The organism is Salinisphaera orenii subsp. orenii MK-B5, from assembly GCF_003788635.1.
GTDB classification, from domain to species: domain Bacteria; phylum Pseudomonadota; class Gammaproteobacteria; order Nevskiales; family Salinisphaeraceae; genus Salinisphaera; species Salinisphaera orenii.
In genome coordinates, this window is sequence record NZ_AYKH01000002.1 from 91474 (window position 1) to 116168 (window position 24695).

A 24695-nucleotide genomic window follows, 5' to 3' on the forward strand; every position below is an offset into this window, starting at 1 on the left:
TGAGAGCCGCGGCCCGTATCGTATTGTTCGTTCTGATGACCCGGCCGTGCGTGATCCGGCATCGCCCGCCGCCAGCCGTTGCCGCACGTTATTCCGCGCCAAGCAATCAAATTGCCCGTAAAGCGCTTCCGAAGCAACCAAGCCGGGGCGTGTTTCTTCCCCGATTCGACCATAGCCCCGCGCCGACGTTCCCGAGTTTCTACCGCGACGACACGCAATCGGCTGCAATCGGCCTGTCACGAAAACGAGACGGTTGCTCGAGCGGCGCGGGCGGCGTAGCGTCAGTGCATTATGCAATCCCGATTCCGGCTGCCGATTGTCCTGATCGCACTCGCCGTCGGCCCGGCCCAGGCCCAAGCCCTGGCCGGCACGACCGACGGCGCCGATCTGGCCGCCGCCTGCACCGGCTGTCACGGGCCGGGCGGCCACAGCGCCGGCGCGGTGCCCGACATCGCCGGCATGCCGGTGGCCGAGTTCGAGCGGCGCATGGCCGCGTTCCGCGACGGCGAAGGCACGATCATGAATCGTCTCGCGCCGGCCTACGATGCCGCCGCGACGGCCGCCCTCGCGCGGTATTTCGCCGACCGACCCGAGCCCGCCTCGCCATGAGCGACGGTCACGATGCGCGTCGCCGCGCGCTCATGCGCGCCCTGGCGGGCACCGGCCTGCTCGCGGCAGCGGCGCCGATGCCGATCCTCGGCGCGCAGCGCGGGCCCCGGATCGTGATCGCCGGCGGCGGCTTCGCCGGTGCCAGCTGCGCGCTGGCGTTGCGGCGGCTGGCCCCGGCGGCGCGGGTCACCCTGATCGACCGGCAGCGGGAATTCGTCACCGGCCCGTTCTGCAACACGGTCGTCGGCGGTTTGAACCCGGCCGCCGCGATCACGCAGGACCATCGCGGCCTGGCCGCGGCCGGCGTGGATGTCGTCCACGCCGAGATCGAGGGCGTGGATCCCTCGGCACGCGCCGCGCATCTGGCCGACGGCCGCCGGATCGCGGGCGACCGGCTGGTGGTCGCCCCCGGCATCGACTTCGACTACGACGCGCTCGACGGCTACGGCCCGGAAGCGCTGGACCGCGTACCCGCGGCCTGGCCGGGCGGCGCCGCGGCGCTGCGCCGCCTGCACGGCCAGCTGCAGGCCATGCCCGAGGACGGCCGCGTGGTTCTCACCGTGCCGGACAATCCCTACCGCTGTCCGCCGGGACCCTACGAACGCGCCAGCCTGATCGCGCATTTTCTGGCCGAACACAAGCCGCGCGCCCGCGTGCTGCTGCTCGATGCCAAGAACCACTTCTCCAAGGAGCCGCTGTTCCGGATCGGCTGGGACAGCCGCTATCCGGGCCGCGTCGAATGGCGCGGACGTGACGACGGCGCCCGGGCGATGGCCATCGACGTCGCCGGCCGCCGGGTGCACACGGTCGGGGGTGACGAGATCGCCGCCGACGTGCTCAACGTCATTCCCCCGCAGCGGGCCGGCCGTCTCGCACGCGACGCGGGGCTGGCCGACGACGCCGGCTGGGTGCCGGTGAACGTGCACGACTTCGCGGCGCCCGGCCACGAGGGGGTGCACGTGCTGGGCGACGCGATCCGCGCGGAGCCGATGCCGAAGTCGGCCTATTCGGCACACATGCAAGCCCAGGTCTGTGCCCGGGCGATCGCGCAGGCGCTGGCGGGCGAGCCGCCGGGCGAAGCGCCTCTGATCAACGCCTGCTACAGCCTGGTCGCGCCGGACTATGGCATCAGCGTCACCGAGGTCTACCGGATCAACGGCGACCGCATCGCCGCGGTCCAGCAGGCCGGCGGCACATCCGCGTTGGCGGCGGGCCCCGACACGCGCCGGGCCGAATCCGAATACGCCCGTTCGCTGTATCGGAATCTGGTGCGGGACAGTTTCGGCAGCGGCGCTGCGCCGGGGTGAACGGGATCGGCGCCGGGTGGCGAAAACCCGGCCGGCGGCAGCGAACGGGAGAACAAGATGGGGCTATCGACGACAGCGCAACCACACCGCGAAGGCGCTGCATGGCGCGTCCTGCAGCAGTGGCTGATCATCACCGGCGTCCTCGTGTTCGCATTGTTCGTGGCGCATCAGTACCGGGCCCTCGAGGCGCTGGTCGCGGGCGATCGCACGCGCATGACGCTCGTGATCGCGGCGATCTTCGTCGTGACCTGGTGCTACGCAGGGCTGCGCAGCGCTTGGCTGTCACGCGAGGCGGCCCGCTTCGACGCCATCATGATCGGCGCCCGAAACGGCGACACGCTCGCCGTGGCCACGGACGGCGGCCTGAGCGTCGGCGCGCGGCGCGTGCCCGACAGCGCCGGCGCGCACTATCTGGCCGCACTCCTGCATATTCGCAACACCCGTTCCGCGGAGGCGCCGGAGGCGCTCGTCGACGTGCTCGGCGAACGCCTGTCCGGCCCGCATGAATTCGGCTGGTTCATCGTCAACGGCCTGATCAAGCTCGGGCTGCTGGGCACGGTGATCGGCTTCATCGTGATGCTGGCGACCGTGGACAGCGCCACCTCCTTCGACGTCGCCGCGGTCCAGCAGCTGCTGGTCGGCATGAGCCAGGGCATGCGGGTGGCGCTGTACACGACGCTCGCGGGTCTGGCGACGAGCATGGTGCTGAGCCTGCACTATCTGCTGCTCGATCGGGCCGCCGACCGGCTGCAGGCGCGGATCGTGACCTTCGCCCAGCAGCGGCACCTCGGCTAACACGACGCGCATGGCGTTCCGACGCAAGCGCCGCGGCACCGAGACGGATCCCTTCACGGATCTGCTGTTCAACGCCCTGCTGGGCTTCACCTTCATGTTCCTGATTTCGGTGTTCTTCCTGAATCCGCCGACCAAGGAAGGCGACATCCCGGCGAAGGCCGAGTACATCATCACCGCCACCTGGGAACCGGGCCGACCCGACGACGTCGACCTGTGGGTGCGCGGGCCGGGCGGCACCAAGGTGTGGTACCTCAATCCGGAGTCGGGGCTGATGAACCTCGACCGCGACGACCGCGGCCTGCAGAACGACGAGATGATCGTCGACGGCCGGCGCGTAACCAATGACCTCAATCAGGAAGTGGTCACGATCCGCGGTCAGGCGCCGGGCGAGTACGTCGTCAACCTGCACTATTACGCCACCGAGAGCGATCGCGAAGAGGGCCGGCCGGTGGACGTCGAGGTGACGGTGACCCGGATCAATCCGCAGGTCTCGATCGTCTACCGGAACAACACCACACTCGAATACGTCGGCCAGGAGAAGACCGCGGTGCGCTTCACCGTCAACGATGACGGCTCGGTCGACGACGTGAACACCCTGCCGGCATCGATCGTGGAATGATCGGGATCGGCTTCAACGAGGTATGCCATGACTGAGACCCTTTGGCTGCTCGCCGGCGCCTACGTGGCCCTGGGCGTGCTCGTGCTCGCGCTCAACATCCGCAGCGGCTGGCCGCTGTGGGTGCGACTGGCCTGCATCGTGGCCGTGAGCGCGCTCTACTTCGTGACCTGGCAATCGCTGCAGGGGCTGCGCGGCTGGCCGACCGGTCAGGCTCTGCCCCACCATTTCATTCTCAACGCGTCGACAGTGACCGAACCCGACGAGGGCGACGGCGACCCCGGCCGCATCTACCTGTGGGTGACGCCGGTGATCGACGACGACCCGATCGGCACGCCGCGCGCCTTCGCGCTGCCCTACGAGCGCCGGCTGCACACACAGGTCCAGCGCGCCCGCGACGAGATGCGCAACGGCCAGCTGCAGCTCGGCACGGCCACTCCGGACGTCGAGGGCCGGCGTGCCGCCGACACCAACTACTTCGCGCCGGAAACGCAGCAGATCCAGCTCGAGGACCTGCCCGAGCCGAGCCTGCCGGAGAAATGAGCATGCGCCGATCGTTTCGCACCGGCCTGGTCCTGGCCGCCGTCGGCACGCTGCTGGCCGGCTGTGACAGCGCGCCGGAACCCGATGCGCTGTTCCCGCTCGCAGCGGGGCTCGAATGGCAGTATCGCGTGACCACCCGTCCCCACGGCGAAGACCCGCGCGACAGCCGCCTGACCATGAGCAACGTCGAACGCGGCTACTTCGCCGGCGAGGAGGACATCCTCATCCGGCGCAACCAGCACGGCACGCGCTACTACATCGCCGAACGCGAGGACGGACTCTATCGGGTGGCCGTGAAATCGGTCGCACAGACGGTACCGATCATGGATCAGCCGCCGGTGCGCATCCTGCCGCGACCGGTCGAGACCGGCCAGCGCTGGCGCGCCCCCGCCCACACCTATCTGCTCGGCCGCGCGCGCACCTTCATCTCCGACCATGCGCCCGGCAACACCATTGATCTCGATTACCACATCGAAGCCACCGACGCCGAGATCGAGGTGCCCGCAGGCCGTTACAGCGACTGCGTGCTCGCAGTCGGCCGGGCCAGCTTCCATCTGGACGCGGAGACGGGCTTCGCCGCCTCGGACGTGCCCATCGAGCAGCGGGAGTGGTACTGCCCCGGCGTCGGCCTCACGCGGCTGTCGCGGGACGAACGCCTGACCAGCGGCGACCGCACGATCACCGGTGGACGCATCGAGATCGTGCTGACGGGGGCGCCGGGCTGAAACGGCTCGCCGGTTCGTCGACGCCCGCCGCGGGCCGCGTCGCCGCCGGTCGTGATACACCCGCGCCATCAACGCCGTACGCCGGGACCATCGGGTCGACCGGTGCCGCGGGACGCGCCGGCTTGATGGCCTTCGAAGCTCCGGGCCACGGGATCGGATTCGGATCATCGGCGCCGTTGCGATCGCAGGCCGGGCTGCATCGCCCCACGGCCGGCGGTCTCACGCCCGGCGAAGCGCTCGAACGATACTCGCAGCAAGGCCGACGCGGGCGATTTCGGCTGATCCTACTCGGTGCGCTCGGGCAGCGCCGACTGCTCGATGGCCGGATACAGATGCGAGACCGAACGGCGGTACTCGCCGGGCTGCACCGCGAGCCGCGCCCAGCGCTCGGGCAGCGGCTGGAACATCACCTCGGCCGCACTCATGCCGTCGTTCGCATCCTGCGTGAAGCGATCCACCAGCCAGGCGAGATAGTCGCCGGTCTGGCTCAGGGGCGCGTCGTCCGGCGTGCTCGGCCCGTGCCCCGGGACCAGCACGGCGAATTCGCGCTCCCGGGTCTGCGCCAGTACCGCCCGCCAGGCGTCGATATCGGCATTGGGTGTGGTCGGCGCGCGATCGTGGAAGGCGATGTCGCCGGCGAAGAGCACGCCGGTGGTGGTATCCATAATCATCAGATCGGCGGCGGTGTGGCCGGAGGCCGCCAGCAGTTGCAGCCGATGATCGCCGAAGGTGGCGGTCGTGCCGGCCTCGACGGTCTGATCCGGCACGACGGCGCTGGTGCCGCGCATGGCCGCGCCCACGAGGTTGTACAGATTCCCGGCCAGATCGGCGCCAACGGCGCGCACAGCGTCGATGGTGCCCGGCAGCGCCGCGATCGGCACATCGTCGAAGGCGTTGTTCCCCAGAAAATGATCCGGATGGGCGTGGCTGATATAGACCTGGACCACCGGCTGCTCGGTGATCCTGCCGATGGCTTCGCGCAGCGCCTGGCCGTAGAGGCGCGAGGGTCCGGTGTCGATGACCACGACGCCCTCGTCGGTCACGATGAAACCGGTATTGGCGATCGCGCCATGATTGGCGTCGTTGAAGTTCTCCTGGGCACCGAACACGACGTAGGTATCGGCGGCGACCTCCACCGGCTCGATGTCGTAATAGCGCGATGCCGCCATCGCCCCCGGCATTACGAGCAGCCCCGCCAGCAGCAGGCACCCGGACAACGCACCCCGGCTCATGAGGCGGGCGCCGGAATGCGGGCGCTAAAGACATTGCCGTTGTTGTCACGGCCTTCCACGGTGACCGCACCGGCATGCTTCAGATCGAGCGCGAACACCGGGTTCTCGGCGACCGGCTCGTCCGGTTCGAGCCGGGCCAGCGTCCGGCCGTCGGCATCGCTGACGGTCACGCTGCGGATGAAAAACGCCGGGATGCCGGCGGCCAGGCCGGTGTCCATCGGATGCACGACCCGAAACTTCAGGCGCTGGCTGCGATCGCCCCGGGCCCACAGCCGGCCCTCGACCTCGCCCAGACGGGACTCCCACAGCGGGCTGGCGCTGCCGACGCTCGGCGCGGTGCAGCCGCCACCCTCGGCGTCCACCCAGACGCCGCCGACGTGCCAGGTGCCGTCGGCGGTGCGCATCGCCGCGCGTATCGGCGTGGCTTGCTGCACCTTGAAATGGAAGCCGATCGCGGGTGCGGCGCGAACCGGGTAATAGTCCAGTACGGGGTTGATCGGGCTGTGGTCGGCGAGCACCAGCACCCGCTCGACGTCCTCCAGGCCCTCGGCCCGCACCTGCACTGGCGTGGCCAGCGAATCCTCGGCGTAGTCGGGGGCGACGACCCGAACCCGGTCGTCGAAAACCACCTTCGCATCGGGGAAGTACTGCCGCAGCATATAGCGCCACTGAGACGAATCCAGCGGATCATCCGACGCTGCAGCCGCCGCCGGCATCGCCAGCACCAAAAGCATCAGGGCCAGGGTTTTAGAGATCGTGTTCATTCGTTGGCCTCCTCACGCGCCGTGACTCACCGTGCCCGACATCCCGACCGCCGACTCGTACCGCGACGATGCAATCGCCGCGTCTCACCCGGCCGAATGCGGCGACCACGGCGCAGCGCCCGCCGGAAAGACGGCGTCTGCCTACCGGCTCGATCGCCGTCGCCCCGGTCGGGCTTACGCCGACACTCAGCTGGTGGTCGGGCGCTCCTCCCCGCCGGCCGCGTCGCCGTCATCATGCGGCGAACGATACGGTACATCGTACTGCTTGAAGATCGCCTCGATGGTGCCGTCGCTGCGCATTTCGGCCATTTCGGTCCGGATCGCCTGTGCCAGATCGGGATTGCCGGCCTTGATGGCCACGCCCACGTCCCAGTCCGTCTGATACATACCGGTGAGCTTGACCGTGCGCGTCGTCACGTTCTGTTCGTCGAGCATGGCCGCGGCCCCGGCCAGTTCGCCGACCGGGGCCATCACGGCACTCACCTCGCCCTCGTTGAGCGCGGTCATGGCCTCGGGCACCGAATCGAAGTGCACGACGTCCTCGCGCAGCTGGCCCTGAAACGCGGAGGTCAGAAAATAATCGCCGAGGGAATCGATCTCGACACCGATGCGTTGGCCCTTGAGCGCCAGCGCGCCGTCGATGTCGCCGCCCAGGCGGCTGGCATCGTAGGCGAAACCCATGGTCTCGTTGTAGTAGGGCGCGATGAAGGTCGCCTGATCGTTGGCGTTCTGGAAGGCATCCGCCATGCCCACATGCAGCATCGCATCCGCCGTACCACCGCCGAGGTAGTGCCCCTTCCAGACCTGGTTTCGGATGTCGTCGCCCATGGTTTCGTCGGCGGTGAAGCTGCGCAGCGAGAAGCCGACCCCCAGCCGCTCGGCCAGCGCCCGGCCGATGTCGACATCGATGCCGGTCACACCGGCGCTCTCCGAGCTGTAGGACCACGGCGGGAAGTCGCGATAGACCGCCACTTCGATGGTGCCGTTGTTGCGGATCCGCTGCAGTCCGTCGGGACGGTCGGTGTCGGCCGCCGGCGTGGCGCGGGCCGTGTCCGCGTCGCGGCCATCAGCATCCGTGGATGGCTCGCCGGTCGAGTCGGCCGCCGCCGAATCCTCCGTTTCGGCTTCGTCTTCGTCGCTTGAGCCGTTCTCGTCGGACTGCTCGTACAGGGACTCGAGATCCTTGTCGTTGTACTCGTAGTGGCGCTTGTCGACATAGGCGCGGATCGCCCACATCGTCTTCTGGTCGAGCACGCCCTCGAAGGCGGGCATCTTGGTCATGCCCGCACGCTTGACGCCGTTACGGACGTGGTTGATGAAGTACTCGTCGTACTGCGGCCCGAGCTCGCGCAAATCCGGCGCGATGCCGCCCGAGATCATGTCGATGCCGTGACAGCGGGCGCAGTTGGCGTCGTAAGCACTTTCGCCGACGTCCATGGCCTTCTTCGAACCCCGGTAGGGATTCTCGCTCAGCCACTGGCCATCGGGCAGGTCGGCTAGCGCGCTGGTATCGACCGCCTCGCCGCCGCCCCCGTGCTGGGCGAAGGCCGGCACGCCGAACACGATCGCGCCCGTGGCGGCCAGCGCCATCGCCGCATGCTTGAATCTCGTCATAGGGTGTTTCTCCTCCGATCCGGCGCTGCCGACGCGGCGCGTCAGCCGCGGCCCTCGGCCTGCTCGTAGAGCGCGGCCGGATCCTTGTCGTTGTATTCGTAGTGGCGTTTGTCCAGATAGGCGCGGATCGCCCACATCGCTTCCTGATCCAGCACACCCTCGAAGGCCGGCATGTAGGTCATGCCGTTGCGCTGCACGCCGCTGCGGACCTTGCCGATGAAATAATCGTCATACTCGGGGCCGAGTTCACGCAGGTCCGGTGCGATGCCACCGGAAACGGCATCGAGCCCGTGGCACCGGGCACAGTTCTGCCCGTATGCGGAGGCACCGATCTCGATGGCCTGCCGATTGCCGCGGTAGGGATTCTCATCCAGCCACGCGTCCGCCGCGAGCGGTTCGAGACCGTCGGTAGCCACCGCCTGCGGCCCGACGTCGCCGTGCGCCCACGCCGGGCCGACGGCCAGCCAGAGCGCGCTGGCGCCGATAGCGACGGTCAGCGCACGCCTGTTCGTTCTGTTCATGTGTCAGTGGATCCGTGCAATGAGGCGCAGGCCGGCGCGAACGCCGGCCCTGCCTCCCGATGAGACGTTACTGCTTGAGGCCGTCGGGGATCTTGAAGACCCAGACGCTGCCCCCCTGGTTGAGGAACTTGACGCGCTTGGCGACTTCGCCGCCCCACAGCGGAACGGCGCCGCCCCAGCCGGAAGTCACGGAGACGTACTGATCGCCGTCCATCTCCCAGGTGATCGGCTGACCGACCACGCCGGAGCCGGTCTGGAACTTCCACAGCTCCTCGCCGGTCTCGGCGTCGAGCGCCTTCAGATAGCCCTCGGGCGTGCCGTAGAAGACCAGGCCGCCGGCCGTGGTCATCGTGCCGCTCCACAGCGGCGCGTTGTTCTTGGCCTCCCACTTGATCTCCCCGGTCTTCGGGTCGATCGCACGCACTGCGCCGATATAATCTTCGTTGAGCGGCTGGATGTTGAAGCCCGCACCCAGATAGGCCGCGCCGGCCTTGTAGGTGATCGGCTCGTTCCAGATGTCCATGCCCCACTCGTTGGTCGGCACGTAGAACAGCCCCGTGTTGGGGTTGTAGGACATCGGCATCCAGTTCTTCGCCCCCAGGAAGGACGGCGTCACGAACACCGACTCGCCCTTGCTGCCCTCGGTCTCCGACGGATCGCCCGGGCGCTTGCCGGTCTCGACCGGACGGCCGGTCTCCATGTCGACCTTCTCGGCCCAGTTGACCTCGTTGACGAACTTGGTCGCGCTCTCGAGATCGCCGTTCGTGCGGTCCAGCACGTAGAAGAACCCGTTGCGGTCGGCCGACGCACAGTATTTCTCGCCGTCGCTGTCGAACGGGATGCACATGTTGGTGCCGTCGTAGTCCCAGGCGTCATGCGGCGTCTTCTGGTAATGCCAGGCGATCTTGCCGGTCTCGGGCTCGATGGCCAGCATCGACGACGAGAACAGGTTGTCGCCCGGACGCATGTGCGAGTTCCAGGGCGAGGGGTTGCCGGCACCGAAATAGATCAGGTCGGTTTCCGGATCGTAGGTCCCGCCCAGCCATGTGGCCGCGCCGCCGCGCTTGTACATGTCTCCGGGCCAGGTCTCGCCGCGGGTGCCGCTGATGCCGTTCTCGGTCTTTTCGCCGTCCTTCCAGACATAGCCCATGTTGCCTTCGACGGTGGGCCGGCTCCAGAGCATCTCGCCCGTCTTGGCGTCACGCGCCTCCACTCTGCCGAGCACGCCGAACTCGCCGCCGGAGACGCCGGTGACGACCATGTCGTTCACGATCAGCGGCGCCGCGGTGTAGGAGTATCCCTCCTTGTAGTCGGCCATGGTCTCGCTCCAGACCACGTCGCCGGTCTCCTGGTCCAGCGCGACGAGCTTGGCGTCGAGCGTGCCGAAGATGAACAGATCGCCGTAGAGCGCGCCGCCACGGTTGACGACGTCACAGCAGGGCATGATGCCGTCGGGCAGACGCTGCTCGTACTGCCAGATCTCCTCGCCGGTCTTCACGTCGATCGCCCAGGCGCGCGAATACGACCCGGTGACGAACATCTTGCCGTCGTGAACCAGCGGCTGGGATTCCTGGCCGCGCTGCTTCTCGCCGCCGAACGAGAACGCCCACGCCGGGTAGAGATGTTCGACGTTGTCGGTGTTGATCTTGTCCAGCGGGCTGAAACGCTGCATCTGGGTGCCCATGCCCACGTGCAGCACGTTGTCGGTCGATTGCTGGTCGTTCTTGATCTGTTCCCAGCTGACCCCGGCGGCCATTGCCGTCGAAGACGCCAGAAACAGCGTCCCGAGCGCCAACAACCCCCCTCGCCTTCCGAGGACGGAATCGGTTTTCATGGTCTCCTCCTGAATACGGTTTTTCTTGTGTGTCACCGGCGAATCCGGCGACGCCGTGACCACGGGTCGCAAGAAGGGTGCCAGCGATTGATTGCGGCACGACCGATTCAAAAAGACACCGCGATTGCACCTCAAAGTATTGATTTAAAAATAGTAAAACGCGCCAAACCCCGCGCGCCGGCCCGCCGTGGCCACGACCGCGAACCGGTCTTCTGGGGGACGTCATAAAAAGCAGCCGGGAAAATGTCCCGGCCGCGTGACAGATTGTCCCGATCGGGCGTATCGCGGGTTACGGCAGTCGTTCGAGCAGCGCGTCCTTTTTCTGCTCGTAGTCGTCGGCGCTGATCAGATTCTGCTCGCGCAGGCGCTTGAGACGGGTCAGTCGCTCTTCGATACGCGACCATTCGGCGTCCCGCGGGGCAGGGGCCGCGGGCGCCGGCTCAGCCGTCATCGACGCCGACGACTCGGCCGCCGCGGGAGCCTCGGATGCGGGTTCAGCCGTGCCGGTCTCGGGCTTGCCGGCGGCGGCCGGGCCGTATTCCAGCGGCTGCGCCGCGGTGCTCGCACTCGATTCGATCACCCGCGGCGCCGCGGCCCGGGCCGCCTCGATCGCCTCGGGCGTGGCCTCGAGCTCGATCCAGTCGCGCCGTTCGCCGTGCCAATGCCAGCTCTCGCCGGCCACGAGGCGCTGCGCACCCACCTGTCGCGGTTCCGCGCGGCTGCCATACTCGAATTCGTTGATCGACATGTCGCGGAATTCGCTGAACCTGTCGTCGAACTCGCCGAAGATGATGTGCAGCGTATCCCCCCGATAGAACGCCCGGCCCGTGGTCACGTGGCGGGCGCTGCCGGCGAACTGACCCTGGGCGACGCGTCGGAACACCACGAAGGCCACGTCCTGACGCGGACCGGCGCGCACGAACGCCTTGGACAACGAGGCCGATAGCTGCCGGATGCGCGACGGCGACGTCAGCGTCGACGCCCGGCCGTCCTCGTTCTCGATCCGCAGCGAGCTCAGCAGGGCCTCGAGCTGAGCCGGCTCGAAGGCTGCCGGATGCTCGTTGGTCTGCTGCGCGCCCGCATCCTGCGGGATGAGCCGAATCCGGATCTCCTCGGTGTTCACGACGTTGACGTAGGCCGGCGGATTGTCCCGGTCGCCGACGTTCGGCAGCGCGCTGCAGCCCGCCGTCATCGACGCGATCATCAAACCCGTCAGTATTCGCTTGTTATGCATTGCTCCTCCCTGTTCGCCCTGCATCGTTCGACTGCTGGCTTCGATCATAGAGCATGACCGGTTCGAACAACGCCGGGCCATGACGAAAAAAGCCGGGCAGAGGGAAACCGCTGCCCGGCTGGAGAATGCGGATCGCGCTGCTCTCAGAAGGAGAAGAACGCACCCACGTTGACGTTGTTGGCGTCGTACTCGTCGCCCGCATGGTTCTGCGACTCGGCGTAGGAGTACTCGGCCGTCAGGGTCAGATTCGGCGTGAAGCTGTAGTAGTAGCCGGCCGTGACCTTCTGGTTGGATTCGAACAGGCAGACCGCATCCGCATCGCAGACACCGTCGGCGGTCGGGTTGGCCTCGTCGAATTCGGTGGTATCCAGATAGGAGATACCGTAGTTCAGGCCGAACTTGTTCTTGCCCGCGGTGTAGGTTACCTGCGCCAGACCACCGTAGGAATCGCGCTTGTTGCCCTCGGCGTCGAAGGCGTCGAACAGATAGGCCACCGAACCCAGGCCTTCGGTGTAGTAACCCGACAGCAGGAAGTCCAGCGCGCCCAGCGACTGCTTGTAGTTCAGATCGACGCCGTAGACGCGCTCGTCGTCAATCACTTGAGTACCCGGCTCGAGCGCGCCATCATTGTCAATATCAATATCGTTGCCATTAACTTCCAACGTAACGGCGTTCATCGATACAAAGGCACCATCCCACTCATAGCGTAGCTGGCCGTGAAACCCTGGCAGGCTCTCGCCTACGCCAACAGTCGACGGCGAACTCAGCGAATCGATCGTCTGAAACACACCGGCGGTCGCGGTGAAGCCACCCATGTCCGGGGTGGTGTAGTTGATCTGACTGAGCGTATCCGTATAGATGTAGCCGAAGCCGATCGAACCCAGCGTGGTGTTCGCCGGCGAACCGACCGCGTTCGTCGCCACGCCGACGGCCGGGATCGTCATGTCGTTGATGATGGCGTCATAGCCGAACAGGCCGAAGTCGCGACCGGCCTTGACCGTGCCGAACTCCGAATTGCCGAACTCCAGAAAGACCTGACGGATGTCCAGACTGGTCGAGCCGAGCGCCACGTTGTTGCCCGGTGCCAGATTCGGCGAACCGCCGGTGCCGTTCGCGTTGTCGTTGGTCACGATGCCCGGATAGAGGCCGAACGTACCCGAGATGTCCCAGCCGTTCTGCTGCGTCGAGGCGCCGAAGACCAGCGCCGCCGGCAGCAGGCCGGTGCGAACCGACGATACGTTGTCGTCGATGGGACCGTTGATGTTGCAGGCCCCCACGACACCGCCCGCCAGGGAACCGCCGAAGCTGATCGGCGAACCGCTGTCGCAGGAGGTGTAGACATAGTTGGCATTAACGTTGCCGTTGACCGAGAACGTCCAGTCGCCGGCCTCCATGTCGATGGCATGGGCCGCGGGCACCGTTCCGATCAGGGCCAGCGAACCCGCCGCTGACAGCGCCAGTTTCCTCAATCGCATGTTGAATCCCCTCTCCACTTTGTTCGTTGTTATGCGGCTGCGGCGATCGCGTTGTGCGAGCGGCACGGCGTGCCTTATTTGTTGTCGAAGCCGCGACTTACCGGTCCATCCCTAATCGACCGGATGAAGTTTTGGCAGCAATCCGCGTGCCATGCTGGAACGAGACCCGCCGGCTGCGGGTTTTCAGGGAATAATCGGAAGATGGGGTGCGCGGCAGCGATTCACTCGCGTGACAGCCTGTCGCCGAGGCGATGCACCACTGTCTTGTTTTTGCAACACACCCAGACGGCCACCGGCTGCAGGGCGCAGCAAACTCACATGTAGCACCGCAGGCGCGAGAGGCGCTCGTCGCCCGGCGGATGGGTCGCATGGAACGCGGCGTACCAGCGATCCATGGTGGGCGCGTTGAGGTTGTGGGCCAGCAGCCGCCGCAGGGCCGAAACCAGCGCCGCGGGCTCTGCGTGGCGGGCCGCGAACGCGTCGGCTTCATACTCGTAGCGACGCTTGAGCGCCGACAGCAAAGGCCGCAACGGCCAGGCCAGTGCCGGCAGCAGCACGAACAGAGCGGCCGCCATCACTACCGGCGCAGCCTCCATGCCGGCTGCCGACAGCAGCGCCGGCAGCAGCGACACCGCAGCAAGAATCAGGCCGAACAACAGGCCATAATAACGTTGCAAATGACCGCACCGAAAATGGCCCAGCTCATGCGCCAGCACGGCCTCGATCTCGGCCGGTGGCAGCTGCTCCATGAGCGTATCGAGCAGCACGATCCGCTTGCTGCGGCCGACACCGGCGAAGTAGGCGTTGGCCAGCGTCGAGCGGCGCGATCCGTCCATGATGCGGACATCACTCAGGTGCGCGCCGCTGCGGTCCATCATCGCGGCCAGACGCTGGCGCAGCGCACCGGCTGGCAGCGATGTGAAACGATTGAACAGGGGCGCGATCAGGTTGGGCCGGGCCCAGAAATACGCGAGTGCGGCAGCGATCGCGAGCAGTCCGCACAGCGGCCAGGCCACGGCGGCCGGCATCAGGCCGAACGGCCAGAGTGCCCAGGCGGCGGCCAGAGTCGCCAGCAGCACGGCCAGGCCGCCCGATGCGAGCCTGTCCCGCGCCATGCCCGCCGCGTCGAGACGGGACGTTCCGAAGGCGCGCTCGACCGCCCACCAGCGCCCCCAGCGCAGCGGCTGCCCGAGCAGCTGATCGACGGCGGCGAACAGCGCCACGAAAACCACGCCCGAGAGCCAGCCGTCCGGCGTCACCGCGCGCGCCAGCAGGCTCAGTCCACCGCCCAGCCAGACGGCCACGCGCAGCACGGTCTCGGCCGAGGCCAGCCACTGGAACAGCGCGCGCCGCTGACCGTAGCGGATGCGTCGACAATGCGTGGCCGCCGGCTCGCGGCCCGGCTCGACCCGTGCCAGATGACGCCACTGGCGCCAGGCGAGCACGGCCTCGAGCACGAGTCCGGCAAGCAACCACACCGCCAGCACGATCGCCACGGTCCACGGCAGACCGCTCATGGCGCCGGCATCGTTCGGGAACCGGCCCGCGCGGCCCGTCGGCCCCACGCCCCGCGCCGCGCGCCTCGGCCCATCGCCCGTGCAGACAGCATCTCCAAGTTGACCTGCTGCGCAAGCCGCGTAATGTGACGGATAGCGCGGACGCGATCGAACACCCGCGGCCCGCATCCACAACGAACAATCACATTTTCCGAAGACGAGGAGTACTCCATGAGCATCGCGATCCATCCTTCCGTGGACAAGGGCATGACGCCGGCGGCCGACAACTTCTCCGGCGGCACCCTGCGCTGCAAGTGCAGCGACCCGGTCGAGGTCAGCGTATCCTCTCAGTGCGCACACAACCACGTCTGCGGCTGCACCATGTGCTGGAAGCCGGAGGGCGCCCTGTTCGCGCAGATCGCCGTCGTGCCCAGCGACAGCGTCAAGGTCACCAAGAACCAGGACAAGCTGAAGGTGGTCAACCCGGACGCCGCGATCAAGCGTCACGCCTGTCAGGATTGCGGCGTGCACATGTACGGCCACATCGAGGACACCAACCACCCGTTCCACGGGCTGGACTTCATCCATACCGAGCTCTCGGACGACGACGGCTGGGCGCCGCCCCAGTTCGCGGCCTTCGTGTCGTCGATCATCGAATCGGGCCAGGACCCGGAGAAGATGGGCGATATCCGCCGTCACCTCCACGACACCGGCCTCGAGCCCTACGACTGCCTGTCGCCGACGCTGATGGACGTGATCGCCACGCACACGGCCAAGCAGAAGGGCGTGCTCTAGCAGCCGCGACCCACCGGCCCGACGTCGATCGCCCCGGTCATGCCGGGGCGATCGCGTTGGGGCACCGGTACGACGAGCCGCGCCCGTCGACCTGCCGCTGTCCCGCGCGGCGCGCGCCGTGCGGGCATCTTCGCGCCGGCGTGCTACAGCGCTGAATCGCCGCATCTCTTGTGTTTCACGGGACGCTTGCTTTCAGGGTGGGCCGCCCTGAACCGTCGGCCCTGGGGGCCCTGGGGGCCCTGGGGGCTCTGGGGCTCTGGGGCTCTGGGGCTCTGGGGCTCTGCACGCCAGGATCGTGGCGTACCACGCAGCGACGGCCGGACACGAGGTGCAGCGGCCGACGCGGCGTTCGTGTGAGGCGTTGACGGCCCTAGTCGAAGGTCGGCGTCGGCCCGCGCAACAGCTCGGTATCGAAGTCGGCCGGCAGCGCGATCTCGATCGGCAGCACTGCCGAGGCCAGCGTCTTGCCGTAGTTGTCCAGTCGCAGACTGCGCGACACGCCCCCGCCCAGCGCGCCTTCGCAGACGAAGTTGAGCACGCCCAGCCCGTCGACCGCGTAACGCCGCACCTCGCCTTCGACGACGCCGGCGAGCCGATCGGCGACCCGGGCTGCGGTGAGCTGCTCGTGCAGCAGCACGTAGGCCGGGCGATTGTAGGCGATGACGGCGATGTTGGAGGTATCGCCCTTGTCGCCGGAGCGCGAATGGGCCAGCGCCCGAACGGTGGTGTGGTGAGCCATGCGACCTACTCCGAGTCGACGAAGACGATGTCCGGCGCGACCGCCTCGCGGTCGATCAGCGTCGACCAGATGCCGATGACCTCGCGTACGCGATCGGCGTACGGCACCCGCTTGCCGGTGGAGCCCAGCCCGGACACGGCCATGCCGTCGACCTCCCGGCCGATCTTGGCGGCTTCGGCGCGCGTGGCGCAGCGCGCGGCCACCCGCACCCCGACCTCGTAGGGTTCGGCCGCCGGTTCCGGCGTGGCCGCCCCGTGGATGGCGTTCACGCCCAGAAAATCGAAGCGCAGGTCCGCCGCCTTCAGGTCGACCACCGCAAAGCGTTCGCGCAGAATCCGTTCGGCCAGCCGCGCCTTGTCGAGGGCGCCCGGCCCCGCGTAGAAGAACATGTCCTCGCCGATGAAACCCTCCTGCGCGCCGATCGAGACCTTGAGCGTGTCCGTGCGGGGGCTGCCGGTGATGCCCGACACGCGTACCCGATCCAGCCCGATCGGCTCGATCGACGCGCCGGTGAAGTCCACCACCACGTCCGGCGTGATGTAGCGCGCCGGATCGTGCACTTCGTAGAACATCTGCTCGAGCACCGTGCGCCGGTCGATCACGCCGCCGGTGCCCGCAACCTTGGTCAGCACCGCCGCGCCGTCGGCCTCCACTTCGGCGACCGGAAAGCCGAGATTCCACGGCTCGGGCACGTCCTTGTAGCCGGGATCGACGAAATAGCCGCCGGTCACCTGGGCGCCGCATTCCAACAGATGGCCGATGCCCGCGCCCTGACCCAGCCGCGCGGTGTCCGCCCGCGTCCAGCCGAAGGTGTGCATCATGGGCGCGAGAAACAGCGCCGGATCGGCCACGCGACCGGTCACCACCACGTCCGCCCCCGCGGCCAGGGCGGCGACGATCGGCTCCGCGCCGAAATAGGCCTCGGCGGAGACGATATCGCCCTCGATCGTGTCGATCGAGGCGCCGGTTTCCAGAATCGGCCCCGCCAGCCGGCCGATGCGGTCGGTGACCTCGGCGCCGATCACGGCCGCCACCTTCCAGTCATGGGCGCCGTGGGCGTCGAGCCGGGCCCGAATCGCCCGCGCCGCGCCCAGCGGGTTCACCCAGCCCTGGTTGGTCACGATCTTCGTGCCGCGGCGGATGCAGTGCGGCAGGACCGCGTCGAAGCGATCCTCCAGATAGGTGTCGTAGCCGCCGAAGTCCGGATCGCGGCGACGACGCACCTGGGCGGTCGAGACCGTGGCCTCGGCCATGGTCTCGAAACACAGATAATCGAGATCGCCCTTCTCGGCCACCTGTGCGGCCGGCGAGATGCGATCGCCCCACCAGCCGGAGCCGGTTCCGATTCTCAGCATGGTTCGTCCGTGGTTTTAAGCCAGAAAACGATGTCGCTCACTGCATCAGGCTGGGTATGTATAGCGAGATCGACGGGAACGAGAACAGCAGCACCATGACCACGGCCTCGGCGCACAGGAACCACAGGGTCCCGCGCACGACGCGATCGAAGGGCACCGCATCGCCGACCGCGGCCGAGGTCACGAACAGATTGAGCCCGATCGGTGGCGTGAGCAGGCCGATCTCGATGAACTTGACCACGATCACGCCGAACCAGATCTCGTCGACGCCCAGGCTGGTCATGATCGGCGCCAGGATCGGCAGCGTCACCAGCATCAGGCCGATGGGATCGAGAAACATCCCGAGCACGAGATAGAACGCTGAGGTGAGCAGGAAGAACACCAGCAGGTTCACCGAGTATTCGTTGACCAGCAGGCCGATCTGCATGGGGATCTGGCTCAGGGTCAGGAAACGGCTGAACAGCACCGCGCCGACCGCGATCAGAAAGATCGCCGCGGTGGTGCGCACGGTCTCGACCACCGAAATCCGCAGCATGCCCCAGGAAAAGGAACGATCGAGCACCGAGGCCACGATCGCCACCACCGCGCCGAAGGCGCCGGCCTCGGTGGCGGTGACGGTGCCGGAGTACAGACCGCCGACGATGCCGGCCACGATCAGCGGCAGCGGCCAGGCCCGAACCAGCAGCCGCCATTTCTCGCCGCGCGTGAACACGTCGTTGCTGCGTGGCGCGAGCTCGGGGTTAAGCGTCGCCCGCACCATGATCAGCCCGGTATAGGCCACCATCGTGAGCAGCCCCGGCAGCAGCCCCGCCAGCAGCAGTGCGCCGACCGAGGCCTCCATGAACACCGCATAGAGAATGAACGGGATCGACGGCGGGATGAGCGCGCCGAGCGTTCCGGAGGCGGCCACGACGCCCGTGGCCAGGCCCTTGTCGTAGCCGGCGCGCAGCATCTCGGGCACGGCCAGTCGCGACATCGCCCCGGCCATGGCCACGCTCGAACCCGACGCCGCGGCGAAGCCGGCGCTGGCCAGATTCGTCGCGATCGCCAGCCCGCCGGGCAAAAACGACAGCCACGCCCGCGCGGCGCGGAACAGATGTGCGGTCAGCCCCGAATGGAAGGCCACCGCCCCCATCAGGATGAACATGGGGATCGCGGTGAGCGACCAGTGCGCCACGAAATCGAACGTGGCCGCGCCCAGGGAGGACAGCATCGCCGTGAGTCCGCGCAGCCAGTAGATGCCCACGGCCGCGGTGGCACCCAGGGCCACGCCGATCGGCACGCGGATGGCGATGAGCACCAGCAGCAGGCCGACGCAGTACAGTCCGATCATCGGGGGGCTCATCGCGTGGCCTCCTCGTCGTCGATGACCAGGCCTTCGGCGGCCTCGTGCGTGTCGGCACCGACGAGCATGCGGCCGAGCCGCCAGACCACCGCCGCCGCCGCCAGCACCAGACCCGCCACCGCCAGCCAGCGCGCCGGCCATACCGTCAGATGGGCGAAGATGGCATCGACTTCCTCGCCCTGGCGCGTCTTGGTCAGCGCGGTCCGCCACAGGCCCCAGCCGAAGCACAGGAAGAATGCCAGCGTGATCATCTCGGCCAGCAGATCCGTGACCCGCCGCACGCGGGCCGGCAGGAGATTGGCCAGCACATCCACGCGGATATGGGCGTTCTGCCAGGCCGCGGTGAAGATGCCGAGAAAGACCGCGGCGACCATGTAGAAGTAGCTCACGACCTCGATCGTGCCAAGCAACGGCTCGTTGAAGCCCACCCGCATGAACACGGCGACGGTCACATGCACCATCATCAGCACGGTCGCGACGGCGGCGATGAACGCCGCCACCCGGGCCAGCGGCGACAGCACGGATCTCATGCGTCCACCTCGGCGTCGATGACCAGCACCACCTTGCCGATCGCGCGCCGCTCGACCAGGTGATCGAGCGCGGCCACGACCTCCTCCAGCGGGCGCCGATGACCGATCACCGGCGCGATGCGACCGCTCGCCGCGGCCTCCAGCAACGTGGCCATGCTCGCCTTGAGCCGCGGCGCGAACTCGACGCTGCGATCGCGCACACCCCAGCCGAAGTATTCGCTGAAATTGAGCCCCAGCAGGCTGATGTTCTTGACCAGCAGGATGTTGGCCGGCACCTGCGGAATGCTGCCGCTGGCAAAGCCGGCGGTGACCACCCGGCCCTCGACCGCGGTCGCGCGCAGCGACTCGCCGAGCACGTCGCCGCCGACCGGGTCGAACACGACGTCCGCACCGGCGCCGTCGGTCAGCCCCTTGACCGCGTCGCGAAACCCGCTCCGGGCGTAATTGATCGTATGGGCGGCGCCGGCGGCTTGCGCGGCCTCGCACTTGGCGTCGCTGCTCGCGGTGGCGATGACCCGCGCACCGGTCATGGCCCCGATCTGAACCGCGGCCAGACCGACCGCGCCGGCCGCGCCGTGCACCAGCAACGTCTCTTCGGCGGCCAGGCCCGCACGCCAGATCAGCCCGGCATAGGCGGTGCCGTAGGAAATGGGCACGTTGACGGCCCGGTCGAGTCCGAGCCCGTCGGGCACCGGATAGACCGTGGTGGCCTCGGCGACCACGTGCTCGGCGTACCCGCCCTCGCGCACGATCGCCACCACGCGGTCGCCCACGGCAAACGCATCGACGCCCTCGCCGATCGCCTCGACCACCCCCGAGACCTCGCTGCCGGGCACGAACGGCGGCTCCGAGCGGCGCTGGTAGCGGCCGGCGATCACCAGCGTGATCGCGAAGGACACGCTCGCATAGGCGGCCCGCAGGCGCACCTGGCCCGGCCCCGGCGACGGCACGTCCCGTTCGGCCACGGCCAGATCGCGATAACTGCCGAGTTGCTCACAGACGATCGCCCGCATGGCGCGTTTCTCCTTCAGTCCGTCGGTCGCTCGAGACAGGTGCCGGCGCCGATCAGGGTCGATACCTCCGCGGCCGTGTAGCCGGCCTCCGCCAGGATCTCGCGGGTGTGGCCGCCCAGATCCGGGTCCGGGCGCAGCCGGTCGGGCGTCAGCCCCGCCCCCGGCAGCCCGACCAGCGGCAGCGGCCCGAGCCCCGGGGCCTCGACCTCGGTGAACAGGCCGAGATGCCGGGCCTGCGGATCGTCCACCAGATCGGCGTATTCGTTGACCGGACCGCAGAGCACCCCGGCGGCGTTGAAGCGCTCGATCCAGTCGGCGCGATCGCCCTCGGCCAGCACCGCGGCCAGTTCGGCGTGCAGGGTCTCGGCGTGTGCAATGCGATCGCGATTGTCGGCAAAACGCGGATCGGCGGCCCATTCGGGGCGGCCGACGGCGTCGCAGAGTTTCTCGAACATGGTGTTGCGCAGGCAGGTGAGCGCCATCATGCCGGTGCGCGTCGGGAAGAAGCCCGACGGCGCGGTGGTCGGCGTCCCGGCCTGGCCGTCGCGCATCAGGTTCTGCAGCAGCGCGGTCATCTGAAAGGCGGCCGCGGCCTCCAGCAGTGAGATCTCGAGATGCCGCCCGGCGCCGGTCGCGCGCTGCTCGAACAAGGCCGCGCCCATGGCATAGCCCGCGTACAGCCCCGTGACCATGTCGACCGCAAGCATGCCCACCCGCCGCGGCGCGCCGTCGGCATCGCGATTCATCGCCGCCATGCCGCTCGCGCCCTGGAGAATGGTGTCCGACCCGGGACGCTTCGCATAAGGTCCGTCCTGACCGTAGCCGGATATCGAGGCCAGGATCACCCCCGGCCGCAGCGCGGACAGACGGGGATAGTCGAGCCCGAGCCGGGCCATGACGCCGGGCCGGAAGCTCTCCACGACCACATCCGCGCTGACGGCGAGCCGGTGCAGCACGCCCCGGCCCTCCTCGGAGCGGGCGTCGAGACAGATCGCCCGCTTGCCCCAGTTGGCCGGTGCCGCCATGGTGCTGTGGCCGCCGCGGGTCTCGCCCATGAGCCGACCCCAGTCGCCTTCCGGCGGCTCGACCTTGATCACGTCCGCGCCCATCGCCGCGAGCATGCCGGCGGCGTAGGGCCCGGCCAGCCCCTGGGCCAGATCGAGGACGCGGATGCCGCGGTAGGGCTGCAGTGCCGCGTCGCTCATGCCGTCCTCGTCGTCGTGCTCCGCCGACCCGCGGGGTTGTCGCGGCTCACTGGCCGTTTTCGCTCAGGAGGTGCTTCTTGAGCAGGGCGTAGTATTCCTGCTCGGACAGATCCTGGCCCTCGATGCGACCACGCCACGCCTCCAGATTGTCCAGAAAGGCCTGAACGATGGCGTCCGGATTCTCGACCCCGCGCTCGCGCGCGGTCTTGGCGGACTGCTCGATCTGGGATTCCATGAAGGCGTCACGCCGCTCGGCCATGTCCTCGGAGACATCGACGAAACGGATACCCTCGCTTTTGGCCTTGTCGCGCGCCGTCTTCTCTTCCGCGGTGTAGGCATAGACGGTGGAGGCCAGCGCCTGCAGCGCGGCGTCCTGCATGATGCCCTGGGTGTCGTCGTCGAGACCCTCCCAGACCTGCTGCGAGATGTTGAACAGCGATCCGCCCTGGAAACCGCCCATCGGCAGGGTCACGACGCTGTCGACCACCTCGGCCAGCGAGAGCGAATCGAGCCAGCTCACCGCGCCGATCACGCAGTCGAGCTGGCCGCGCTCCATGGCCTCGTAGGCCTCGCTGTTGGGGATGTTCACCGGCACGCCGCCGATCTGGCTGACCCAGCGCCCGACCTCGGACCCCGGCACCCGCATGCGCAGCCCCGCGGGCTCGAAGCCGTCCGACATGTCGCCCTTGCACATCGCCTGGTAGGGCGGGGTCGCATAGGTGGCCAGGAAGTGCACGTTCTTGTTCTTGAACTCCTCCATGCATCGCGGACAGTCGTTGAGCACGGTGTCGGTGATCGCGGCGGCCGTGATCGCGTTGTCGGCGTTGTAGAACGACAGATCCGACAGCACCATGTTCACCGGCAGGGAGGTCGGGAAATAGACCGAGACGATGAAACCGGCGTCGATGAGCTGATCATTGATGGCCGAGAGCATCGTGTTGGCCGAGGCCGCCGCGCCGGAAGGATAGAAGGCGAATTCGATCTCGCCGTCGGTCTCGTCCTCGACGATGTCGACGAAGCGGGCGATACCGTCCTCGCTGGTCGGATGCGCCGGCGGCAGATAGGACCCGTAGGTCAGCTGCCGGGCCTCGGCGGCCCCGACGATGAAAACGGATGCGGCAAGCGCATAGACGATGCCGCGCAGCGACGGCCCGATGCTGATGGCCATGAAGGCTCTCCTCCGGTTGTTGTTCGCAGGCGGTTTCTGGCGAACCGCTCCGGGCACGATCAGAGCACAGCGGCCATCGTCCGTCAACCGTGTTCCGTATACGGATAACGCCACACGAAGCCGCACCCGCGGCCACGACGCTCCGCTGCATCGGAGTGCCGCACTGCCGACGCGCTGACGACGTGCATGGATCGACTCGTCGCGGACACCATCGGCCATCGACGGGGCGCGGATCGCCGCGGCTCGGCAGCCCGGGCCGATGTCCCGTCTGGCGTCATCGTCGACCGCGCCGTGGCAGCGGCAGCGGTGGCCAAGCCCTATCGCGAAACGGAGAGGCCACGGACCATGTCAGCGCCTTGGCGCGGACACTGCCGGCCACGCGCCGGCGCGATCGTTCGCGGGCCACCGTGCGGGCTCGTGGTGAGGCGAGTCTGATCGTACCGCGCACGGGCGCGCCGCCGGCATCCGCCGGCCGCGTCACCTCGTCGCGACCGCGCGCCGGCCGATTTTCCGGACAGATCGACACCGAGACCACTTCTCGAAGCCGCGGCCGAGACTGAAGGCGTCGACGCCGTCGGGCGAACGCGACCGTTGACCCCCGCCTGCTGAATACGGCCGGGCGACACGCCGAACGATCGTCGATCCCACGCGCCGCCACTTGCCGGTCGGGCGCCCGAGCGATCGTGCCCAGCGGCAGCTCGGCACACGCCGGGCACGACGCCGGTATCGCGAGGGCCCGATCCCCACAGCTCCTCGCAGGCCGCAGGGTTGGCTTTGAACGAGCCGCCCGGGTTGCCGGAGCCGTCACGCGGGGGCGGCGAACGTCATGCAAGTCGCGGCCGGCCACGGGCGCCGCAGATTCGGAGCTCTGCCTCCGAGGCCCGAAGCCTTGGTCTGGCGGACAACCACATCCCCGCCGGCGCGGCCGTCAGGCGCCGACGACCAGCCGTTCGACGACGATGAACGCCGCGGTGGCCAGCATCGCGACCGCGAATACGAACTGGAGCGTCGCACCGGCCAGATAGCGGGCCAGGACGCGACCGGAGAACATCCCGAGCACCCCGCCGATGACGAACAGCCCGGTCAGCGCCCAGTCGATCTCGCGCCCCGAGACGGCCGCCGAACCAAGTCCCGACAGCCCGATGAGCGTGATTACCAGCAGGGAGGTCGCGACCGCGCGGTGGATGCCCATTTCGGTGATCAGGATCAGCGCCGGCACGATCAGGAAACCGCCGCCCACACCGAAGAATCCGGACAGCACGCCCACGACCAGCCCCACTCCGGCCAGCGCAGCGCTGCAGGGCGCATTCAGACGCAGACGGCCGTCGTTGCTGTAGTGGCAGACGGTGCCCGCATCGCCTTCGGCCTCGGCCGACAGCCGCGCGCGCACCACCCGCGACTCGTCCGGCCGCCGCCGGGCCTTGAGGCCCATGCGCACCGCGACCACCGCCATGAGCGCCGCGAACGACAGCACCACCAGCGTATCGCTGACCCGACCGCCGATATAGACGCCAAGCGGCGCGGCCAGCATGCCGGCGACCGCGAAGATCAACGCCGCGCGCAGCTCGACCACGCCGCGATACAGCCCTTCGGCGGCACCGAAGGCGGCCGTGATCGCCACCGCGCCGAGCGAGATCGCCACCGCGCTCGCCGGCGCCACGTCCAGGCCGTAGATCAACAGCGGCACGGCGAAGATCGACCCACCGCCGCCGGTCAGCCCCAGCGCCAGCCCCACCACGATGCCGAAGACGATACCCATCACGCGGCACCGCCCGGCTCA

At 68.3% G+C, this 24695-nt stretch carries 23 protein-coding genes; 7 read left to right on the forward strand and 16 right to left on the reverse strand.

Annotation, left to right across the window (positions count from 1 at the left end; translation table 11 throughout):
* Nucleotides 1–291: 291 nt before the first annotated feature.
* From SAOR_RS02205 to SAOR_RS02230, 6 genes are read left to right on the forward strand one after another with little or no spacing between them, the layout of a single operon-like run.
* On the forward strand, nucleotides 292–609 hold the full coding sequence (locus tag SAOR_RS02205; protein WP_123591515.1) for a c-type cytochrome: 318 nt from the start codon (nucleotides 292–294) through the stop codon (nucleotides 607–609).
* Nucleotides 606–1916: an FCSD flavin-binding domain-containing protein gene (locus SAOR_RS02210; protein WP_123630033.1), complete on the forward strand. Its 1311-nt coding sequence runs from the start codon at nucleotides 606–608 to the stop codon at nucleotides 1914–1916. The genes SAOR_RS02205 and SAOR_RS02210 overlap by 4 nt, the downstream gene beginning before the upstream one ends.
* A gap of 57 nt (nucleotides 1917–1973) precedes the next feature.
* Nucleotides 1974–2711 carry a MotA/TolQ/ExbB proton channel family protein gene (locus tag SAOR_RS02215; protein ID WP_123591513.1) on the forward strand — a complete coding sequence of 246 codons (738 nt, stop codon included), beginning with the start codon at nucleotides 1974–1976 and terminating at the stop codon, nucleotides 2709–2711.
* Nucleotides 2712–2721: 10 nt separating this feature from the next.
* Complete coding sequence (locus SAOR_RS02220; RefSeq protein WP_123591512.1) at nucleotides 2722–3330, forward strand: hypothetical protein; 609 nt, start codon at nucleotides 2722–2724, stop codon at nucleotides 3328–3330.
* Between the two features lie 27 nt (nucleotides 3331–3357).
* Nucleotides 3358–3870 (forward strand): hypothetical protein, encoded by a 513-nt coding sequence (locus SAOR_RS02225; RefSeq protein ID WP_123591511.1) that lies wholly within the window; start codon nucleotides 3358–3360, stop codon nucleotides 3868–3870.
* Nucleotides 3871–3872: 2 nt separating this feature from the next.
* Entirely contained in the window at nucleotides 3873–4595 is a 723-nt protein-coding gene (locus SAOR_RS02230; RefSeq protein WP_123591510.1) for a hypothetical protein, read from the forward strand.
* Between the two features lie 284 nt (nucleotides 4596–4879).
* Here the strand turns inward: SAOR_RS02230 and SAOR_RS02235 are convergent, their stop codons facing one another.
* The 8 genes from SAOR_RS02235 to SAOR_RS02270 all read right to left on the reverse strand — a co-directional run bounded on the left by SAOR_RS02235 (nucleotide 4880) and on the right by SAOR_RS02270 (nucleotide 14786).
* A complete protein-coding gene (locus SAOR_RS02235) occupies nucleotides 4880–5827 on the reverse strand; it encodes a quinoprotein relay system zinc metallohydrolase 1 (RefSeq protein WP_123630034.1) in 948 nt (315 codons plus the stop codon).
* Entirely contained in the window at nucleotides 5824–6591 is a 768-nt protein-coding gene (locus SAOR_RS02240; protein WP_123630035.1) for a quinoprotein dehydrogenase-associated SoxYZ-like carrier, read from the reverse strand. Before SAOR_RS02240 ends, SAOR_RS02235 begins: the two co-directional genes overlap by 4 nt.
* A gap of 186 nt (nucleotides 6592–6777) precedes the next feature.
* Nucleotides 6778–8205: a cytochrome c-550 PedF gene (gene pedF, locus SAOR_RS02245; protein ID WP_123630036.1), complete on the reverse strand. Its 1428-nt coding sequence runs from the start codon at nucleotides 8203–8205 to the stop codon at nucleotides 6778–6780.
* Between the two features lie 41 nt (nucleotides 8206–8246).
* Complete coding sequence (pedF, locus tag SAOR_RS02250) at nucleotides 8247–8726, reverse strand: cytochrome c-550 PedF (RefSeq protein WP_123630037.1); 480 nt, start codon at nucleotides 8724–8726, stop codon at nucleotides 8247–8249.
* A gap of 67 nt (nucleotides 8727–8793) precedes the next feature.
* Entirely contained in the window at nucleotides 8794–10560 is a 1767-nt protein-coding gene (locus SAOR_RS02255) for a PQQ-dependent methanol/ethanol family dehydrogenase (protein ID WP_123630038.1), read from the reverse strand.
* Between the two features lie 289 nt (nucleotides 10561–10849).
* Complete coding sequence (locus SAOR_RS02260) at nucleotides 10850–11794, reverse strand: SHOCT domain-containing protein (RefSeq protein WP_123630039.1); 945 nt, start codon at nucleotides 11792–11794, stop codon at nucleotides 10850–10852.
* A 143-nt stretch (nucleotides 11795–11937) separates the two neighbouring features.
* Nucleotides 11938–13269, reverse strand: a complete 1332-nt coding sequence (locus SAOR_RS02265) for a porin (RefSeq protein WP_123630040.1) — start codon at nucleotides 13267–13269, stop codon at nucleotides 11938–11940.
* 314 nt (nucleotides 13270–13583) lie between these two features.
* A complete protein-coding gene (locus SAOR_RS02270; RefSeq protein WP_185015522.1) occupies nucleotides 13584–14786 on the reverse strand; it encodes a M48 family metallopeptidase in 1203 nt (400 codons plus the stop codon).
* A 210-nt stretch (nucleotides 14787–14996) separates the two neighbouring features.
* Between SAOR_RS02270 and gfa the strand changes: the two genes are divergently transcribed.
* Entirely contained in the window at nucleotides 14997–15560 is a 564-nt protein-coding gene (gene gfa / locus SAOR_RS02275) for an S-(hydroxymethyl)glutathione synthase (protein ID WP_123591502.1), read from the forward strand.
* A gap of 370 nt (nucleotides 15561–15930) precedes the next feature.
* On the opposite strand, the gene SAOR_RS02280 is transcribed toward gfa, so the two are convergent.
* From SAOR_RS02280 to SAOR_RS02315, 8 genes are all read right to left on the reverse strand, one after another.
* Nucleotides 15931–16299: an AtuA-related protein gene (locus tag SAOR_RS02280; protein WP_123630042.1), complete on the reverse strand. Its 369-nt coding sequence runs from the start codon at nucleotides 16297–16299 to the stop codon at nucleotides 15931–15933.
* Between the two features lie 5 nt (nucleotides 16300–16304).
* The gene (locus SAOR_RS02285) at nucleotides 16305–17654 is read right to left on the reverse strand and encodes an acyclic terpene utilization AtuA family protein (protein ID WP_123630043.1); all 1350 of its coding nucleotides are present in this window, start codon (nucleotides 17652–17654) and stop codon (nucleotides 16305–16307) included.
* Nucleotides 17655–17691: 37 nt separating this feature from the next.
* Nucleotides 17692–18999 carry a TRAP transporter large permease gene (locus SAOR_RS02290; RefSeq protein WP_123630044.1) on the reverse strand — a complete coding sequence of 436 codons (1308 nt, stop codon included), beginning with the start codon at nucleotides 18997–18999 and terminating at the stop codon, nucleotides 17692–17694.
* Nucleotides 18996–19529, reverse strand: a complete 534-nt coding sequence (locus SAOR_RS02295; protein WP_123630045.1) for a TRAP transporter small permease — start codon at nucleotides 19527–19529, stop codon at nucleotides 18996–18998. The genes SAOR_RS02290 and SAOR_RS02295 overlap by 4 nt, the downstream gene beginning before the upstream one ends.
* The gene (locus tag SAOR_RS02300) at nucleotides 19526–20542 is read right to left on the reverse strand and encodes an NADPH:quinone oxidoreductase family protein (RefSeq protein ID WP_123630046.1); all 1017 of its coding nucleotides are present in this window, start codon (nucleotides 20540–20542) and stop codon (nucleotides 19526–19528) included. The genes SAOR_RS02295 and SAOR_RS02300 overlap by 4 nt, the downstream gene beginning before the upstream one ends.
* Before the next feature lie 14 nt (nucleotides 20543–20556).
* Nucleotides 20557–21747, reverse strand: a complete 1191-nt coding sequence (locus SAOR_RS02305; protein WP_123630047.1) for a CaiB/BaiF CoA transferase family protein — start codon at nucleotides 21745–21747, stop codon at nucleotides 20557–20559.
* Between the two features lie 46 nt (nucleotides 21748–21793).
* Nucleotides 21794–22915 (reverse strand): C4-dicarboxylate TRAP transporter substrate-binding protein, encoded by a 1122-nt coding sequence (locus SAOR_RS02310; protein ID WP_185015523.1) that lies wholly within the window; start codon nucleotides 22913–22915, stop codon nucleotides 21794–21796.
* Nucleotides 22916–23843: 928 nt separating this feature from the next.
* Nucleotides 23844–24674, reverse strand: coding sequence for a sulfite exporter TauE/SafE family protein (locus SAOR_RS02315; RefSeq protein WP_123630049.1), 831 nt, complete (start codon nucleotides 24672–24674; stop codon nucleotides 23844–23846).
* Nucleotides 24675–24695: the final 21 nt, after the last annotated feature.

Coding starts and splice junctions, on each gene's coding strand:
- SAOR_RS02205 (WP_123591515.1), top strand. CDS start 292: ATGCAATCCCGATTCCGGCTGCCGATTGTCCTGATCGCACTCGCCGTC.
- SAOR_RS02280 (WP_123630042.1), bottom strand. CDS start 16,299: ATGGCTCACCACACCACCGTTCGGGCGCTGGCCCATTCGCGCTCCGGC.
- pedF (WP_123630037.1), bottom strand. CDS start 8,726: ATGAACAGAACGAACAGGCGTGCGCTGACCGTCGCTATCGGCGCCAGC.
- pedF (WP_123630036.1), bottom strand. CDS start 8,205: ATGACGAGATTCAAGCATGCGGCGATGGCGCTGGCCGCCACGGGCGCG.
- SAOR_RS02255 (WP_123630038.1), bottom strand. CDS start 10,560: ATGAAAACCGATTCCGTCCTCGGAAGGCGAGGGGGGTTGTTGGCGCTC.
- SAOR_RS02225 (WP_123591511.1), top strand. CDS start 3,358: ATGACTGAGACCCTTTGGCTGCTCGCCGGCGCCTACGTGGCCCTGGGC.
- SAOR_RS02305 (WP_123630047.1), bottom strand. CDS start 21,747: ATGAGCGACGCGGCACTGCAGCCCTACCGCGGCATCCGCGTCCTCGAT.
- SAOR_RS02290 (WP_123630044.1), bottom strand. CDS start 18,999: ATGAGCCCCCCGATGATCGGACTGTACTGCGTCGGCCTGCTGCTGGTG.
- SAOR_RS02265 (WP_123630040.1), bottom strand. CDS start 13,269: ATGCGATTGAGGAAACTGGCGCTGTCAGCGGCGGGTTCGCTGGCCCTG.
- SAOR_RS02300 (WP_123630046.1), bottom strand. CDS start 20,542: ATGCGGGCGATCGTCTGTGAGCAACTCGGCAGTTATCGCGATCTGGCC.
- SAOR_RS02215 (WP_123591513.1), top strand. CDS start 1,974: ATGGGGCTATCGACGACAGCGCAACCACACCGCGAAGGCGCTGCATGG.
- SAOR_RS02240 (WP_123630035.1), bottom strand. CDS start 6,591: ATGAACACGATCTCTAAAACCCTGGCCCTGATGCTTTTGGTGCTGGCG.
- SAOR_RS02315 (WP_123630049.1), bottom strand. CDS start 24,674: ATGGGTATCGTCTTCGGCATCGTGGTGGGGCTGGCGCTGGGGCTGACC.
- gfa (WP_123591502.1), top strand. CDS start 14,997: ATGAGCATCGCGATCCATCCTTCCGTGGACAAGGGCATGACGCCGGCG.
- SAOR_RS02310 (WP_185015523.1), bottom strand. CDS start 22,915: ATGGCCATCAGCATCGGGCCGTCGCTGCGCGGCATCGTCTATGCGCTT.
- SAOR_RS02295 (WP_123630045.1), bottom strand. CDS start 19,529: ATGAGATCCGTGCTGTCGCCGCTGGCCCGGGTGGCGGCGTTCATCGCC.
- SAOR_RS02230 (WP_123591510.1), top strand. CDS start 3,873: ATGCGCCGATCGTTTCGCACCGGCCTGGTCCTGGCCGCCGTCGGCACG.
- SAOR_RS02220 (WP_123591512.1), top strand. CDS start 2,722: ATGGCGTTCCGACGCAAGCGCCGCGGCACCGAGACGGATCCCTTCACG.
- SAOR_RS02235 (WP_123630034.1), bottom strand. CDS start 5,827: ATGAGCCGGGGTGCGTTGTCCGGGTGCCTGCTGCTGGCGGGGCTGCTC.
- SAOR_RS02285 (WP_123630043.1), bottom strand. CDS start 17,654: ATGCTGAGAATCGGAACCGGCTCCGGCTGGTGGGGCGATCGCATCTCG.
- SAOR_RS02270 (WP_185015522.1), bottom strand. CDS start 14,786: ATGAGCGGTCTGCCGTGGACCGTGGCGATCGTGCTGGCGGTGTGGTTG.
- SAOR_RS02260 (WP_123630039.1), bottom strand. CDS start 11,794: ATGCATAACAAGCGAATACTGACGGGTTTGATGATCGCGTCGATGACG.
- SAOR_RS02210 (WP_123630033.1), top strand. CDS start 606: ATGAGCGACGGTCACGATGCGCGTCGCCGCGCGCTCATGCGCGCCCTG.